General features: G+C 72.9%; 14 protein-coding genes. 8 read left to right on the forward strand and 6 right to left on the reverse strand.

The genetic code is table 11. The features are described from left to right. Nucleotides 1-69 precede the first annotated feature (69 nt). Nucleotides 70-1,599: a helix-turn-helix domain-containing protein gene (locus tag ACUY4T_RS03980; RefSeq protein WP_446017609.1), complete on the forward strand. Its 1,530-nt coding sequence runs from the start codon at nt 70-72 to the stop codon at nt 1,597-1,599. A gap of 69 nt (nt 1,600-1,668) precedes the next feature. On the opposite strand, the gene ACUY4T_RS03985 is transcribed toward ACUY4T_RS03980, so the two are convergent. Continuing rightward, nucleotides 1,669-2,469 (reverse strand): glycoside hydrolase family 16 protein, encoded by an 801-nt coding sequence (locus ACUY4T_RS03985; RefSeq protein ID WP_446017610.1) that lies wholly within the window; start codon nt 2,467-2,469, stop codon nt 1,669-1,671. Nucleotides 2,470-2,587: 118 nt separating this feature from the next. Here ACUY4T_RS03985 and ACUY4T_RS03990 point away from each other — a divergent pair, with 118 nt between their 5' ends. The 4 genes from ACUY4T_RS03990 to ACUY4T_RS04005 all read left to right on the forward strand — a co-directional run bounded on the left by ACUY4T_RS03990 (nt 2,588) and on the right by ACUY4T_RS04005 (nt 5,910). Further along, on the forward strand, nt 2,588-4,036 hold the full coding sequence (locus tag ACUY4T_RS03990) for an NAD(P)/FAD-dependent oxidoreductase (RefSeq protein WP_446017611.1): 1,449 nt from the start codon (nt 2,588-2,590) through the stop codon (nt 4,034-4,036). Beyond that, nucleotides 4,033-4,410, forward strand: a complete 378-nt coding sequence (locus tag ACUY4T_RS03995) for a cupin domain-containing protein (RefSeq protein WP_446017612.1) — start codon at nt 4,033-4,035, stop codon at nt 4,408-4,410. Before ACUY4T_RS03990 ends, ACUY4T_RS03995 begins: the two co-directional genes overlap by 4 nt. Nucleotides 4,411-4,504: 94 nt before the next feature. Next, nucleotides 4,505-5,314, forward strand: coding sequence for a hypothetical protein (locus ACUY4T_RS04000; RefSeq protein WP_446017613.1), 810 nt, complete (start codon nt 4,505-4,507; stop codon nt 5,312-5,314). A 47-nt stretch (nt 5,315-5,361) separates the two neighbouring features. Further along, nucleotides 5,362-5,910, forward strand: coding sequence for an MOSC domain-containing protein (locus ACUY4T_RS04005; protein ID WP_446017614.1), 549 nt, complete (start codon nt 5,362-5,364; stop codon nt 5,908-5,910). A 45-nt stretch (nt 5,911-5,955) separates the two neighbouring features. Here ACUY4T_RS04005 and ACUY4T_RS04010 read toward each other — a convergent pair whose 3' ends face one another. From ACUY4T_RS04010 to ACUY4T_RS04020, 3 genes are all read right to left on the reverse strand, one after another. Beyond that, nucleotides 5,956-6,675: a winged helix-turn-helix transcriptional regulator gene (locus ACUY4T_RS04010; protein WP_446017615.1), complete on the reverse strand. Its 720-nt coding sequence runs from the start codon at nt 6,673-6,675 to the stop codon at nt 5,956-5,958. A gap of 13 nt (nt 6,676-6,688) precedes the next feature. Further along, on the reverse strand, nt 6,689-7,150 hold the full coding sequence (locus ACUY4T_RS04015) for a VOC family protein (protein WP_446017616.1): 462 nt from the start codon (nt 7,148-7,150) through the stop codon (nt 6,689-6,691). 106 nt (nt 7,151-7,256) lie between these two features. Then, a complete protein-coding gene (locus tag ACUY4T_RS04020; RefSeq protein ID WP_446017617.1) occupies nt 7,257-8,954 on the reverse strand; it encodes a PucR family transcriptional regulator in 1,698 nt (565 codons plus the stop codon). Between the two features lie 109 nt (nt 8,955-9,063). On the opposite strand from ACUY4T_RS04020, the gene ACUY4T_RS04025 reads away from it, so the two are divergent. The 3 genes from ACUY4T_RS04025 to ACUY4T_RS04035 all read left to right on the forward strand — a co-directional run bounded on the left by ACUY4T_RS04025 (nt 9,064) and on the right by ACUY4T_RS04035 (nt 13,642). Continuing rightward, nucleotides 9,064-10,614, forward strand: coding sequence for a CoA-acylating methylmalonate-semialdehyde dehydrogenase (locus ACUY4T_RS04025; protein WP_446017618.1), 1,551 nt, complete (start codon nt 9,064-9,066; stop codon nt 10,612-10,614). Nucleotides 10,615-10,641: 27 nt separating this feature from the next. Continuing rightward, on the forward strand, nt 10,642-12,075 hold the full coding sequence (locus tag ACUY4T_RS04030) for an aspartate aminotransferase family protein (protein WP_446017619.1): 1,434 nt from the start codon (nt 10,642-10,644) through the stop codon (nt 12,073-12,075). A gap of 79 nt (nt 12,076-12,154) precedes the next feature. After that, nucleotides 12,155-13,642, forward strand: a complete 1,488-nt coding sequence (locus ACUY4T_RS04035) for a flavin monoamine oxidase family protein (protein WP_446017620.1) — start codon at nt 12,155-12,157, stop codon at nt 13,640-13,642. On the opposite strand, the gene ACUY4T_RS04040 is transcribed toward ACUY4T_RS04035, so the two are convergent. Continuing rightward, entirely contained in the window at nt 13,639-14,421 is a 783-nt protein-coding gene (locus tag ACUY4T_RS04040; protein ID WP_446017621.1) for a Pr6Pr family membrane protein, read from the reverse strand. The genes ACUY4T_RS04035 and ACUY4T_RS04040 overlap by 4 nt on opposite strands. A 67-nt stretch (nt 14,422-14,488) precedes the next feature. Then, complete coding sequence (locus ACUY4T_RS04045; protein ID WP_446017623.1) at nt 14,489-15,622, reverse strand: NAD(P)/FAD-dependent oxidoreductase; 1,134 nt, start codon at nt 15,620-15,622, stop codon at nt 14,489-14,491. Nucleotides 15,623-15,665 lie beyond the last annotated feature (43 nt).

Below are 15,665 nucleotides of genomic sequence, written 5' to 3' on the forward strand. Positions count from 1 at the left end.
TCGCCCTTGAAGCGGAAGAACGACGACAGTTCCGTTTGCGACATCCGCCTGCTCATGTGAGCATGAGGCATGGTCACCGCCGATCGAGCCCGCCTCGCCGCCCCGCACGCCGCACACGCGACCGCGCCGGCGCGAGTCGTCGGCGCACCCCCGGAGCCCGCACCCGATGAGGTCGACGCGCTGACGCTCGGCCGCCGCATCCGCGAGCGCCGGACGGCGGCCGGCATGACCCTGGGGCAGCTGGCCGCCGCGATCGACCGGGCGCCGTCGCAGGTGAGCGCCATCGAGAACGGCAAGCGCGAGCCGCGCCTGTCGATGCTCCGCACGATCGCGCTCGCCCTCGGCACGACGGCCGACGAGCTGTTGCGACCCGACGCCCCGTCGGAGCGCGCCGCGCTCGAGATCGCCGTCGAGCGAGCGCAGCGCGGACCCGTGTTCTCCGCACTCGGCCTCGACCCCTTCCGCGTGGCGAAGACCATGAGCGACCAGACGCTGCAGACGATCCTCGCGCTGCACAACGAGATCGACCGCCTCCACCGCGAGCGCGCGGCGACGCCCGAGGAGGCGCGCCGCGCCAACGCGCAGCTGCGCGCCGAGATGCGCGCCCGCGACAACTTCTACCCCGAGCTCGAGGCCAAGGCCGCCGAACTCCTCGAGGCGGTCGGCCACAGCGGCGGGCCGGTCTCGCACCAGCTCGTCGCCGACATGGCGAGCCACCTCGGCTACTCCCTGCACTACGTGGGCGACCTGCCGCATTCGACGCGCTCGGTGACCGACAAGCGCCACGGCCGCGTCTACCTGCCCACGCAGCAGTCGCCGTCGCGCGACTCCCGCTCGCCGATCCTCCAGGCGCTCGCCTCGCACCTGCTGGGCCACGAGGAGCCGGGCAACTACGGCGACTTCCTGCGCCAGCGCATCGAGACGAACTACCTCACGGCGGCGATCCTGCTGCCCGAGCAGGCCGCCGTGCGCTACCTCACCGAGGCCAAGAACCTCCGCCGCATCTCGATGGAGGAGCTCCGCGACCACTTCGCGGTGTCGTACGAGACCGCGGCGCACCGCTTCACCAACCTCGCGACGGCGCGGCTCGACATCCCGGTGCACTTCATGAAGGTGCACGAGTCAGGCACGATCATCAAGGCCTACGAGAACGACTCCGTGCGCTTCCCCTCGGATGCGCTCGGCGCGGTCGAGGGCACGACGGTGTGCCGCGAGTGGACGGCCCGCACCGTGTTCGACGCCGAGGACCGCTTCTCCCCGTACTCGCAGTACACCGACACGGCCACCGGCACGTTCTGGTGCACCTCGCGGATCGAGAAGGCCAAGGAGGGCGAGTACTCGGTCTCGGTCGGCGTGCCGTTCGAGCACGTGAAGTGGTTCCGCGGCCGCGAGACGCCGCGCCGCTCGGTCTCGCGCTGCCCTGACGAGTCGTGCTGCCGTCGAGCGCCCGACGAGCTCGCCGGCAAGTGGGCGGATGCGTCGTGGCCGGCGGCGCGAACCCCGACCTCGCTGCTCGCGGCGCTGCCGACGGGCACCTTCCCGGGCGTCGACCAGACCGAGGTCTACCAGTTCCTCGAGGCACACGCGCCGCGCGGCTGACGCCTCCGCCGTCTCGATCGACGGCGGATGCCACGGCGAGCGCTCAGCGCGCCGCGGCACCCGCCCCCGTCACTCCGCCCGGTACCCCCGCACGGCGTGCACCGCGAAGGACTCGGGGTACGACGCCGCGGCCGGCGGCTCGGGCGGGAAGGCGAACACGTCGAGCATGAGCTGCATCGGGTACTGCGGCGACTGCTCGACCCGCTTGCGCACGAGCCCGTCGATGGAGAACACCACTTCGTCGGGTCGCCAGTCGACCGTGTAGGTGTGGGGCTCGCGCACGTCGTCGTGGAGCCGGACCTGCTCGAAGTCGTCGGTGATCGACGGGTCGTTGAACGGGTGCACGCCCATGCCGACGAGGGCGCTGCCGTCGTCGGCGATGTCGCGGCCGAAGACCTCGAAGACGCAGATCTCCGCGGACTGCTCGGGCTCCTCCTCGACCCCGATCATCCAGAGGGCGGCCATCGCGTGCTCGTCGAGGCCGTCGATGGCCGCGACCACCTCGACCCGGCCGAAGTGCGGCGTGTAGAACCGGCGATCGCCCTGCGCCTCGCGCACGACGAGCCCGTCGCGGAACGGGTGCTGGCCCGACTCCGAGCCGACCGGGCCGGAGCGCACGGCCGTCTGCAGGTTGGAGACCTGGGTGCCGCCGTCGTACTCGGCCGACCAGGCGGGCTGGTCGGCGTCGACGCGCAGCCGCAGCACGCCGTCGGCCACGTCGTACCGGGCCCGGGTGCGTTCGCGGCTCGACCACTGGGGCAGGTAGTAGGGGAACCACTGGGTGAGGTCGAGCTCGGGACCGGAGAGATCGGCGTCGAACTCCATCAGGTCGGGGGCGGGCGGTGGCACTGGCGGGGGCACGGCAGGCATGCCCTCGATCCTCGCCGAATCCTCCGACATGCGCCGAGATCATCCACAGGCGCTATTGTCCATGCGTCCAATATGAGGCATGATGGGGTGATCCGTACCGACTTGGAGTGATCCCGCCATGGGAACGACCGTCTTCGAACGCCGCAGGCCCGCGGCATCCGTCATCGACCACAGCCTCGCCGGCACCCGGCAGTCCGTCTTCTGGACCGACGACCTGCCCGCCGCCGCGAAGCCGGCCCGGCCCCGCCTCGACGGCGTGCACGTCGCCGACCTCGCCGTCGTCGGGGGCGGCTACACCGGCCTCTGGACGGCCGTGCTCGCCAAGCGCCGCAACCCCGACCTGCACGTGGTGCTCGTCGAGGCGAAGCGCATCGGCTGGGCGGCCTCCGGCCGCAACGGCGGGTTCTGCGAGGCGAGCCTCACCCACGGCCGCGAGAACGGCCTCAGCCGCTGGCCCGACGAGATCGACGAGCTCGACCGGCTGGGCCTCGCGAACCTCGACGCGATCGAGGCGTCCGAGGCCGAGTTCGGCATGGACTTCGAGTTCGAGCGCAACGGCTCGCTCGACGTCGCCGTCGAGCCGCACCAGGTCGAGTGGCTGCACGAGGCGGCGGCGGATGCCGCGTCCCGAGGCGACGACTCCGTGAAGCTGCTCGACGAGCACGAGGTGCGCGCCGAGGTCGACTCGCCCACCTACCTCGCGGGCATGTGGCACACGCGCACGAGCGCCATCCTGCACCCGGCGAAGCTCGCCGCCGAACTCGCGCGCGTCGCCGAGGAGGCCGGCGTCGAGATCTTCGAGCACTCGCCAGTCACCCGCATGGACACGCCCGGCTCGACCGGCGCCGTGCAGCTCGTCACCGAGCACGGCCGCCTCGACGCGACCCGCGCGGTGCTCGCGACCAACGTGTTCCCGTCGCTGCTCAAGCGCAACCGGCTGATGACGGTTCCGGTGTACGACTACGTGCTCATGACCGAGCCCCTGTCGGCCGAGCAGCAGGCGGCGATCGGCTGGGCGAACCGGCAGGGCGTGGGCGACATGGCCAACCAGTTCCACTACTCGCGCCTGACGCGCGACGGCCGGATCCTCTACGGCGGGTACGACGCGATCTACTACGCCGGCGGGCGCATCCGCGACCGATACGAGGATCGCCCCGAGAGCTTCGAGAAGCTCGCGAGCCACTTCTTCACGACCTACCCGCAGCTCGAGGGGCTGCGCTTCACCCACAAGTGGGCGGGCGCGATCGACACGTCGACGCAGTTCACGGCCTTCACGGGCCTCGCGCGCGATCGCCGCGTCGCGTACGCGTCGGGCTTCACCGGGCTCGGCGTGGCCTCGACGCGCTTCATGGCCGAGACGATGCTCGACCTGCTCGCCGGTCGCGACACCGAGCGCACCCGGCTGAAGATGGTGCGGACCAGGCCCCTGCCGTTCCCGCCCGAGCCCGCGGCATCCGTCGGCATCAACCTCACCCGCTGGTCGCTCGACCGCGCCGACCACGACCTCGGCCGGCGCAACCTGCTGCTGAAGACGCTCGACGCGCTCGGCCTGGGGTTCGACTCGTGAGCGGCGCCGAGGGCCTCGCGCGGCTCGTCGCGGGTGCGGTGACGGATGCCGCGGCGCTGCCGCTCAAGCACGAACCCGTGCCGGCCGAGCAGGTCGTCGCGGGCGCGCCGACCACGGGGTACGCGGCGCTCGAGGAGGGCGCCGCCGGCGAGCCCGGCGAGATCGGAGTCTGGGAGATGACGCCCGGGGCGATGCGCGACGAGGAGGTGGCCGAGGTCTTCCTCGTGATCGCAGGCGCGGCGACGGTCGAGTTCGTCGAGCCCGCGCTGCCGCCGATCGAGCTCCTACCGGGTTCGATCGTCCGCCTCGACGCCGGCATGCGGACGACCTGGACCGTGACCGAGACCCTGCGAAAGCTCTTCATCGCCCGCTGAACGCCGATGCTCGGTCGCCTCCGCATGGACGACGGCCGCGAAGGGTCGCCGACCGTGCGAGACTCATCCGGATCATCGAGGGAGAGGCGGCCGGATGGCGACGTCGGGAGAGTTCAGGCCCGAGACCCTGCAGGTCGCGCTCAGCGTATTCGCGGGCGCGGTCGTCGGAGGGCTCGGCGTCGTCCTCGCCGTGCTCGGAGCCGAGAACGGCCCGTCCTGGGTGGTCGTCGCCGGATCCGCGGTCGTCGCCATCGGTGCCTGGATGATCTGGCGCTCGTTCGTCCTTCGCGTCGCCTTCGACGCGGACACGCTGCATATCGTCGGGTGGACCCGCACGAGGCGGATCCCGCGCACCGCGATCCTCGAGGTCGAGCGCGGTACGGACCTGGAGCTCCCGCTCGTCCGCTGGGCGCTGCCCGGTCGGCCCGACCGATGGAGTCTCCTCAGCCCCATCTCCCTCAGCTCGGGCGCGTTCGTACCCGGCTCGATGTACCGGCGTCGGCAGCGCTTCCTCGCGAAGCTTCGGCGGTGGGCGCCGCCCGAGTCGTTCGACGACGGCATCCGTCCCGGCATGTGGTCGCGCGTCCTGGGGATGATCGGCACCGCGACGCTGGCCGTCTGGGAGTCCGTCGCGCTCCGGTTCGCGTCGGCGCTCGCCGCGATCGCGGTCGCCTCGGGGCTCTGGTGGTTCGAGTGGTGGAGCGCGATCCAGGTCATCGCGGGCGATGCCGACGCACCGCGCCGTATGGGCGGAGCCCTGTTCCTCGCCTGGGCTGCCGCCGAGGGCGCCTACTGGCTGCTCCCCCTCCGCACCCGCCATCCGCGCGCCATGCGGATCGTGCTCGCCGTGCTCATCGCACCGGCGGCGATCGCCGTCGGCATCGCGATGTTCGGCGCACCCTGAGCCCCCGGTCAGCCTGCACCCTTCGGAACGCCGCGCATACTGGAGCGATGGAGCCCGACCCGCCCGCCGTCGTCGCGGTCGCGCGCGACGACCGGCATCGGTTCTCCAAGCCGGTGCGCGAGGCGATCGTGCTGGTCGCCGGGCACGGCATCGAGGGCGACGCGCACGCGGGAGCGACGGTGCGTCGGCGATCCCGGTTCCGCGGCACGTGGACCGAGCCGAACCTGCGCCAGGTGCACCTCGTCGAGCGCGAACTCCTGGACGAGCTCGCGGTCGAGGGGCACGAGGTGGCGCCCGGCGAGCTCGGCGAGAACGTGACGACTCGGGGCGTCGACCTGCGTGCGCTGCCGCTCGGCACGCGCGTGCGCCTGGGCGACTCGGCCGAACTCGAGCTCACGGGCCTGCGCACGCCGTGCGTCCAGATCGACCGCTTCCAGCCCGGGCTCATGCGTCGCCTGATCCGGCGCGAGCACGGCCGCACCATCCTGCGCGCGGGCGTCATGGCGGTCGTCGTCGAGGGCGGGGTCGTCCAGGCGGGCGACCGCATCACGATCGCGCTGCCGGCCGATCCCCATTCGACGCTGCCGCCGGTCTGATTCCGCGGGCACCCCGGCCCGTCGACGTCGGCGTCGCGCCGTCGATCAGGCGACGGATGGCGAGGCGTCGGCGGCTCCGGGCGGCCCGACGGGATCGATGCGGAAGGTGCGACGGAACCGTTCGACCGACTCGCGCTCGCCGGCGAGGAGCCGCACGTCGCGCGCCTCGAGTCGACCGGCGAGCAGGTCGGCGAACTCGGCCGGTCCGAGCGCGAGCTCGCAGCCGTCCTCGAAGGCGGGCTCGGGCGTCGCGCGTCGCGGCTGCGGAAGGGCACCCGGGCCGATCGGGACGACCTCGAGCGATGCGCCGACGACCACCGCCGCGACCGAGGCGTCGCCCACGTGGAGCACGAACTCGGTCGGCGGCCCCCCGGCCGCGGCATCCGCTCGGAACGCCGCCCGCAGCGCGGTCGCGAGGGCCTCGCGGGTGAACTGCTCGCCCTCGGCGGGTCGGCCGAGCAGCGACCAGCCCCAGCGCTCGAGGGCGGCGACGACGGGCGCGAGCTCGCGGCCGAGCTCGGTGAGCTCGTAGCCGCCGCGCACCATCGGCACGCGGCGGACGACGCCGGCCTCCTGCAGCTCCTTGAGCCGGTCGGCGAGGATGTTGGTCGGGATGCGCGGCAGCCCGGCCTTCAGGTCGCCGTACCGGCGCGGGCCGACGAGCAGGTCGCGGACGATGAGCAGTGCCCACCGCTCCCCGACCCGTTCGAGGGCCCGCGCGGTGCCGCCGTACTGGCCGAAGCCGCGCGCGGCGCGAGCAGCCATGCGTGCCGCCCGGTCAGGAGGCGGCGCCGGACACCCCGGCGCCCTGCTGGGCCATGTAGGCCTCGGGACCCATCTCGGCCGCAGCGGGCTCCATGTAGAGGTAGCCGAGGATGTTGCCGTCCGGGTCCTCGAGGTCGCGGGAGTACATGAAGCCGTAGTCCTGCGCCTCGCGCGGCTCGCTGCCGCCGGCGGCCAGTGCCTTGGTCATCATCTCGTCGACCGCCTCGCGCGACTCGCAGCTGAGCGAGACCGCCATCTGGGCGTGGGTCGTCGGGTCGATGATCTGCTTGTCGGTGAACGTGCCCAGGAACTCACGGGTGAGCACCATGAAGTACACGTTGTCGTCGAGGACGACGCACGCGGCGTTCTCGTCGGTGAAGTTCGGGTTGATCGTGTAGCCCAGCGCCTCGTAGAACGCCTTGGAGCGCTCGAGGTCGGTGGTCGGGAAGTTCACGAAGATGTTGGTCGCGGTCATGGTGTTCCTCCGGTCGTTTCGCGGTGTGGGTGACCCGGGTCCTGCGACCAGCTTGCTCTTTGCAAGTGCACTTGTCAATAGCAAGTAACGGATGCCGCGGGCCGGCTCAGCGCGCGCCGCCACCGCGCCGCACCAGCAGTGCCAGGTGCAACGCGGTGAGGGTCTCGCCGTCGTCGAGGTCGGCGTCGAGCAGGTCGCCGATGAGCGCGAGTCGTTGGTAGAAGACCGAGCGCGACAGGTGGCTCGCCTGCGCCGCCGCCGTGCGGTTGCCCGGATGCGCGAGCATCGCGCCGAGCACGTCGAGCAGGTCGCCGCCGCGGGCGAGGTCGTACTCGATGAGCGGCGCCAGCATGCGTTCGCCGAGCTCTTGGAGGCGGTGGTCGTCGCGCAGCGACGTGACCAGGCGCACGAGCGGCCGGTCCTCCGACCGGCGCACCGTCACCCCGCGCGCCTGCCGCGGCAGCGGCGTGCCGGCGAGGTCGAGCGCCTCCTGCACCGAGACGAGCAGGCCGTCGAGGTCGGCGGCGCGCGAGCCGACGGCGATCGAGGCGGGCGCGGCATCAGCTCCGGCCGTCGTCGGGGCCCCGAGCGCCTCGGCGAAGCGCCGGACGGCGGGATCGTCGAAGCGCGCACCCGCCGGCAGCGACAGCAGCACGACCCGAGCGGACGCCGGCGACGGGTCGCCCTCGGGCCGCCCTTCGAGCGCGCGGCCGCCGATCGCCCGGGCAGCGGCATCCGCGTCGCCGCCTGCGACGAATGCCCGACCGCCCAGCACGAGGCCGTACAGGTCGACGCCCGCCAGCGGGAAGCCCGCGGCCTCGAGCCGGGCCGATGCGGCTCCGGCGGCGGCGAACCGGCCCGAGAGCAGGTGCTCCACGAGGCGCTGCCGCCCGATCCGCCCCCACGTGTCGTCGTCGCCGTCGGCGAGCCGGCCGAGGGCGAGCGCGATCGCGCCCTGCTCGAGCACGCTCGTTCGCCCGGCGGGATGCGCCGGGCCGGGCAGCGCGACCAGGTGCCCCCAACGGATGCCGCGAGCCTCCACCGGCACGATGAGCCACTCGTCCTGCGACGCGCCGCCGTCGCCGTGGCCGTCCGCGAGTCGATGCGCGCCGCGCGATCGCCGTTGCCACCCGTCGAGCAGCGACTCCTCGGCGTCCGGCGGGAGGTCCGCGGCGACGACCTCGTGCGCGAGGTTCTCGAGCACCACCGGCGCACGGAGCGTCTGCGCCAGCTGCTGGATGATGTAATCGGCGGGGGCGCCGCGCAGGGCGAGCGCCGTGAACCGCTCGCGCACCTCGTCGCGCGCGTGCAGCGCCGCGGTCTGCTCGGAGATGATGCGCCGGTGCACCGCCTCGGTGAGCGCGACGAACTTCACCTCGCGGTGGAGCGCGGCGAGCGCCAGGCCGTGCTCGGCAGCCGCCTGCACGACCACGGCGGGCACGTAGCGGTAGTGTGCGCCGAGCTCGATCACGAGGCCGGCGATGCCGACGTCGACGAGCCCGGCGACGAATGCCCGCAGCTCGTCGGGCTCGGCGGGCCACCCCGATCCGGTGGACAGCAGCAGCTCCCCGCCGTTCAGCAGCCGCGCCACGCCCGCACTGTCCGACACGTGCACCCAGCGCACCGGCGCGTCGAGCGCCTCCGCGCCGACGAGCACCTCCGGCACGCCGGCGGCCACCGCATCGAGGGCGAGGATCTCGCCGACCGCGGGGAGCGCCGCATCCGTCGCCGGGCCGGCCGGGCCGCCCGCTCCCTCGCCCGGACGGTTCGTCCGATCTGCTTCGTCTTCGCGACGCTCTGGCATCGTTCCGCGCCTAACCGCTCTGTGAGACTGGGAATCACCAGCCTAACCGACGCCCGGTCGATCTGTCCGATCCCGCCGCCGGCAGCACCACACACATCAAAGGACCGCAATGAGCCTCACCGAGACCACCACCACAGCCGCCGCGACCGAGGAACTCCCCCAGCTCGGCCACTGGATCGACGGCGCGCTGCGCGCGTCGACGTCCGGCCGCACCGCGCCCGTCTACAACCCCGCCACCGGCGCGGTCCAGGCCGAGGTCGCCCTCGCCGACCAGGCCGAGATCGACGAGGCGATCGCGTCGGCCGAGCGCGGCTACCGCGTCTGGAAGGACTACTCGATCGCGAAGCGGCAGGGCGTGCTGTTCGCGTTCCGCGAGCTCCTCAACTCCCGCAAGGGCGAGCTGGCCGAGATCATCACGCGCGAGCACGGCAAGGTCCTCTCCGACGCGATGGGCGAGATCCTCCGCGGCCAGGAGGTCGTCGAGCTCGCGACCGGGTTCCCGCACCTGATCAAGGGCGCGTTCTCCGAGAACGCCTCGAACGGCATCGACGTGTACTCGCTGAAGCAGCCGCTGGGCGTGGTCGGCGTGATCAGCCCCTTCAACTTCCCGGCGATGGTGCCGATGTGGTTCTTCCCCATCGCGATCGCGGCCGGCAACGCCGTCGTGCTGAAGCCCTCCGAGAAGGACCCGTCGGCCGCGCTGTGGCTCGCCGAGCTGTGGAAGGAGGCCGGCCTGCCCGACGGCGTGTTCACCGTCCTGCAGGGCGACAAGCTCGCCGTCGACGGCCTGCTCATGAGCCCCGTCGTGCAGTCCATCTCGTTCGTCGGCTCGACGCCGATCGCGCAGTACATCTACGAGACGGCCTCCAGGCACGGCAAGCGCGTCCAGGCCCTCGGCGGCGCGAAGAACCACATGCTGGTGCTGCCCGACGCCGACCTCGACCTCGTCGCCGACCAGGCGGTCAATGCCGGCTACGGCGCGGCGGGCGAGCGCTGCATGGCCATCTCGGTCGTCCTCGCCGTCGAGCCCGTCGCCGACGAGCTCATCGAGAAGATCGCCGAGCGCATCGGGCGCCTGAAGATCGGCAACGGCGCCGGCACCGAGGGCGTCGAGCCCGACATGGGCCCGCTCATCACCGCGGTGCACCGCGACAAGGTGTCGTCGTACGTCGACATCGCCGAGCAGGATGGCGCGACCGTCGTCGTCGACGGCCGCGGGCTCAGCGTCGACGGCCACGACGACGGCTTCTTCTTCGGCCCGACCCTGCTCGACCACGTGCCCACCACGAGCCGCGCGTACACCGAGGAGATCTTCGGCCCGGTGCTCTCGGTCGTCCGCGTCGCCTCGTACGACGAGGGCCTCGACCTCATCAACTCGGGCGCGTTCGGCAACGGCACCGCGATCTTCACCAACGACGGCGGCGCCGCGCGCCGGTTCCAGAACGAGGTCGAGGTCGGCATGATCGGCATCAACGTGCCGATCCCCGTCCCCGTCGCCTACCACTCGTTCGGCGGCTGGAAGCAGTCCCTCTTCGGCGACAGCAAGGCCTACGGCGTCCACGGCTTCGACTTCTTCACCCGCGAGAAGGCCGTCACCAGCCGCTGGCTCGACCCCGCCACCCACGGCGGCATCAACCTCGGCTTCCCGCAGAACCACTGACGTCCCCCGGACCGCGAAGGCACTGACATGACCGACACGCTCATCCCGACCGACACGACGACGGATGCCGCGACCGCGGCGTCGTACGTCGACCGCACCGGCACGCGGCATCCGCTGCCCGACGTGGCCGCCGACGCGCAGGTGCGCGCCGACGACCGCGCCCACGTGTTCCACTCGTGGAGCGCGCAGGCCCTCATCGACCCCCTGCCCGTCGCCGCGGGCGAGGGCTCGACCTTCTGGGACTACCAGGGCAACGCGTACCTCGACTTCTCGAGCCAGCTCGTGAACCTGAACCTCGGCCACCAGCACCCCGACCTCGTCGCCGCCATCCAGCAGCAGGCGGGCCGCCTCGCGACGATCCAGCCGATCATGGCGAACGACGTGCGCGGCGAGCTCGCCCGCCGCATCGCCGAGGTCGCGCCCGGCGACCTCGACAAGGTGTTCTTCACCAACGGCGGCGCCGACGCCAACGAGTACGCGGTCCGCATGGCGCGTGCCGTGACCGGCCGCCGCAAGGTGCTGTCGATGTACCGCAGCTACCACGGCGGCACCGCGACGGCGATCTCGCTCACCGGCGACCCCCGTCGCTGGGCCAACGAGCCGAGCGACGGCAGCGTCGCGCACTTCTTCGGGCCGTACGCGTACCGCTCGCCGTTCAACGCCGAGACGCCCGGGCAGGAGGCCGAGCGGGCGCTCGCGCACCTCGAGCAGGTCATCGTGCTCGAGGGCGCGAACACGATCGCCGCGATCATCCTCGAGACCGTCGTCGGCACCAACGGCGTGCTCGTGCCGCCGCCCGGCTACCTCGAGGGCGTCCGCGCCCTGGCCGACCGGTACGGCATCGTCTACATCGCCGACGAGGTCATGGTCGGCTTCGGGCGCATCGGCGAGTGGTTCGCGGTGAACCGGTTCGGCGTGACGCCCGACCTGATCACCTTCGCCAAGGGCGTGAACTCCGGCTACGCCCCGCTCGGCGGCGTCGTGATCTCGGAGCGCATCGCGTCGCACTTCGACACCGTCGCCTTCATGGGCGGCCTCACGTACTCGGGCCACCCGCTCGCGTGCGCCCCCGGCGTCGCCACGTTCGAGGTGTTCGAGCGCGACGGCATCCTCGAGCGGGTGCGCGACCTCGGCGAGCGCGTCGTCGGTCCCCGGCTGCGCGAGATGGCCGCGCGCCATCCGTCGGTCGGCGAGGTGCGCGGAGTCGGCCTGTTCTGGGCGATCGAGCTCGTGCGCGACCGCGAGACCCGCGAGCCGCTCGTGCCCTTCAACGCGTCGGGGGCGGATGCCGCGCCCATGGGCCGGGTCGCCGCGGCGTGCAAGCAGGCCGGCCTCTGGCCCTTCGTCCACTTCAACCGGCTGCACGTGGCACCGCCGCTCGTCATCTCGGAGGAGGAGCTGGTGCGCGGCCTCGACATCATCGACGCCGCGCTCGACGTGGCCGACGCCGAGCTCGGCTGACGGCCGGCCGACGGGCTCCGTCCGTCGACCGGCCGCGCGGTCGGGCCGACGGACGGAGCCAGCGGCTAGCCTGATGCACATGGACGCACGGGGGGCCGCCGGTGGGATGCCGCGCCGAGCCTTCCTCGCCGCGGCGCTGTCCGGCGCCGCCCTCACGCTCGCCGCCTGCACCGACGGGAGTCCGGCGCCGACCGCCTCGCCGGGGCCCACGACCACCGGTACGCCGTCCCCCGCCCCGGCCACCGGCACGGTGCCGAATCCGGTCGCGTTCCGGCGCTCCCGCTGGAGCGCCGACCCGTTCGTGCGCGGCGCGTTCAGCTACGACGGCGTCGGCGCCACCGGCGACCTGCGCACCGCGCTCGGGGAACCGGTGCTCGACCGGCTCGTGCTGGCCGGCGAGGCGACCTCCGCGACGGCGCCCGGCACGGTGCACGGCGCGTACAACGAGGGTCTCCGCGCCGGCCGCGCGATCGCCGACCTCGCCGACGACGGCGACCGGATCGCGGTCATCGGTGCCGGCATCGCCGGGCTCGCCGCGGCGCGGACCCTCGTCGACCGGGGCTTCGAGGTCGTCGTGATCGAGGCGTCGGACCGCCTCGGGGGCCGCCTGCGCTCGATCGACGACGACGACTTCAGCCGCCCCGTCGAGCTGGGCAGCCCGTTCGTATCCGACCGGGCGTCGATGCGGGCGGTCCTCCGCGAGGCGGCCGTGGCGACCCGGCCGTTCACCCCGCTGGTCGAGGCCCGCACGCCCGCCGGGGTGAGCCTCGGCGAACCGCCTCCGACGGGCCCCGACGCCATCGCCGCGGCGCAGGCGTGGGCGCTGGCCCAGCCGTCCGACGTCTCGCTGACCACCGCCCTGCTCGACTCCGGCGTGGTGCCCCTCCCGGGCGAACCCGACGCGCTCGGCGTGACGCCCACCGACTGGCTGCGCCACGCGCTCGCGACGGGCGTCGAGCCGGCCACCGGCGCGACGCCCACCCGGTTGTCGGCGCAGCGGTTCGACCCGCAACGCGTGTGGCGACCGGCCGGGCTCGTCACGAGCGGCTGGACGTCGCTGTTCGACTTCCTCTCGACCGGCGTCGACATCGCGGGCGGCAGCGTCGTGACCGAGGTCGCGGTCGACGACGACGGCGTGGGGCTGCGCCTCGACTCCGGCGAGTCCCTCCGGGTGCAGCGCGCGATCGTGACGGCGTCGATCGGCGTCCTGCGCACGGACACGATCCTGTTCGACCCGCCCCTGCCGTTGCGGCACCAGCGGGCCATCTCGCTGCTTGGCATGGGCGCGGTCGACCTCGTCTGGCTCCGCTTCGAGACGCCGTTCTGGCAGGGTGCGACGGATGCCGCGGGCGCCCCGTTCCCGAGGACCTACCGCCCCAACGTGCTGACGCTCGCCGGGGCGACCCCGACGGTCGCGGCGTGGATGGAGCTCGGCGAGGATCCCCGCCAGCCGCTCCTCGTCGGCGTCCTCGCCGCCGAGCACGCACGGCGCCTCGCCGCGATCGACGACGACGACGAGGTGCTCTCGATCGTGCTCGAGGCCCTGTCGCCGTTCGTGGTCGACTAGCCCCGGTCAGCGCCGACGAGCCAGTCCGCGGGCGATCCGGGCTCGATCGCGGGCGCCGCCGCATCCGCGTCTCCGCCGGTCCTGCGGCGACGCACGCGTCGGCGCACGGCGCGACGCTCGAGCGCCCGGTGGACCGCGACGAGGATCGCGGTGATGCCCACGAAGATGAGCAGCACGATGGCGCAGTACGCGAGCACGCCCGGGTACCCGTCGACCTGCGACTCGTCGAGGAAGAAGTACGGGTACCAGCCGATCTCGGCGCCGCGGACGAGCGTGTACCCGAGCCACGCCGCCGGGAACACGAGCACGAAGCCGATGGTCGACCAGGGCACCGGGGGGTTCACGGCGAGCACGGCGTCGACCGTCCAGGCGATGAGCGCCAGCACGGGCACGACGAAGTGCAGGAGCGTGTCGGACCACGGGATCTCGAGCCGGTAGTCGCGGCTCGACGCCTGCGCGGCGATGAGCGCGAACACCACCCCGGAGACGAGCAGGTAGACGGTCACGATCGTGCGCACGGCGCCGAGCCACCGCGGATCCCGCGGGCGCGACCACGCGAACCACGCCGCCGCCAGCAGCGTCACGACCGCGAGCATGGCCGACTGGATGGTGAAGTAACTGAAGAAGTTCACCGAGGCGAACAGCGGGAAGCGCAGGACGTACTGGTAGTTGCCGACGAGCGCCACGATCTCCAGCACCGCGATCCCGAGGCGGAACGCCCCGAGCCCTCGCCTCGCGGTCGTCACCCCTGCAGCGGAGCCGGTGACGGACGCGGGCATGTGCTCACGTTACGCGTCCGACGCGGGAGCGCGCTGGGCGCGCGGCGCGCGGCGCCGGACCGGCGGCTCAGTCCGCCATGCCGAACCATCGCGCCCGCCGCGCCGATCCGAAGGCGGCCTTCTGCGCGGCGAACTCGGACGACGGGCCCACCAGTTCCGCCTTGGGCCCGCCGGCCGCCCCGAAGTCGACCTCGACCTGCGCGACCTCGCCGCGGCCGAACTCGAGGAAGCAGACGCCGGTGCCGCCGCGCTCCGTCTCCCCCTCGCCGCGCACGCGCCGGACGATCTGCGAGGCGACCGCTCGCGCCGCGCTCTCCGCGAGCGTCCCCGCCTTGGGGATGCCCGCCTCGGCGCAGTCGCCGATGGCGTAGACGCCGTCGAACCGGGTCTCGTAGGTGTCGTGGTCGACCTGGACCCATCCGTCCGTCGTGAGCCCGGCATCGACCAGGACGTCGGGCACGCGGTGCGCGGGGATGCCGATGAACAGGTCGTACGGCTCCTCATGGTCGGCGAAGCGCGCGAGCCGGGCGTCGGGATCGAGGCCGTGCACGCGGTGCTTCGTGGTGAACCGCATGTCGCGCTCGGCGAGCGCGCGCTCGATCGCGGCGGACGCCGACTGCGAGACGGGGATCGGCGAGGGCTGGGGGGTGACGACGTGGATGGTGCTCGTGTCGCGGACGCCTCGCTCGACGAGGAGGTCGTGCAGCAGCATGGCGCCCTCGTAGGGCGCGGGCGGGCACTTGTACGGGATCGACAGGATCGCGAGGATGATGCGCCCGCCGCGGAACGAGGCGAGTTCGTCGCGGAGCCTCGCGGCGCCCTCCACGGTGTAGTACTCGAAGCCGCCCTCGGCGAACCCGGGGGTGGCCTCGACGTCGTAGCCCGCGCCCAGCGCGACGACGAGGATGTCGGGGTCGTAGGTCGCGGCATCCGTCACGACCCGCCGCGCCGCCGGATCGATCGCGAGCACCTCCTCGCGACGGAACTCGACGCCAGGCTTGGAGAACCTGGCGTACGGGAGCAGGATCTCGTCAGGCGTCCGATCCCCGGTCAGCACGTCGAGCTTGGAATAGCCGAAGAAGAACGTCTCCGACCGGTCCACCAGGGTCACCTCGACCTCGCCCGGGAGCCGTTCCGAGAGCAGGGTGGCGAGCTCGAGCCCGCCGAAGCCCGCGCCGAGGATCAGGACCTTCGTCGTCATGTGCTCCATCGTGCGCCGTCGCGCGTCCCGCCGGAGGGACCGA

Source organism: Agromyces arachidis (assembly GCF_052805135.1).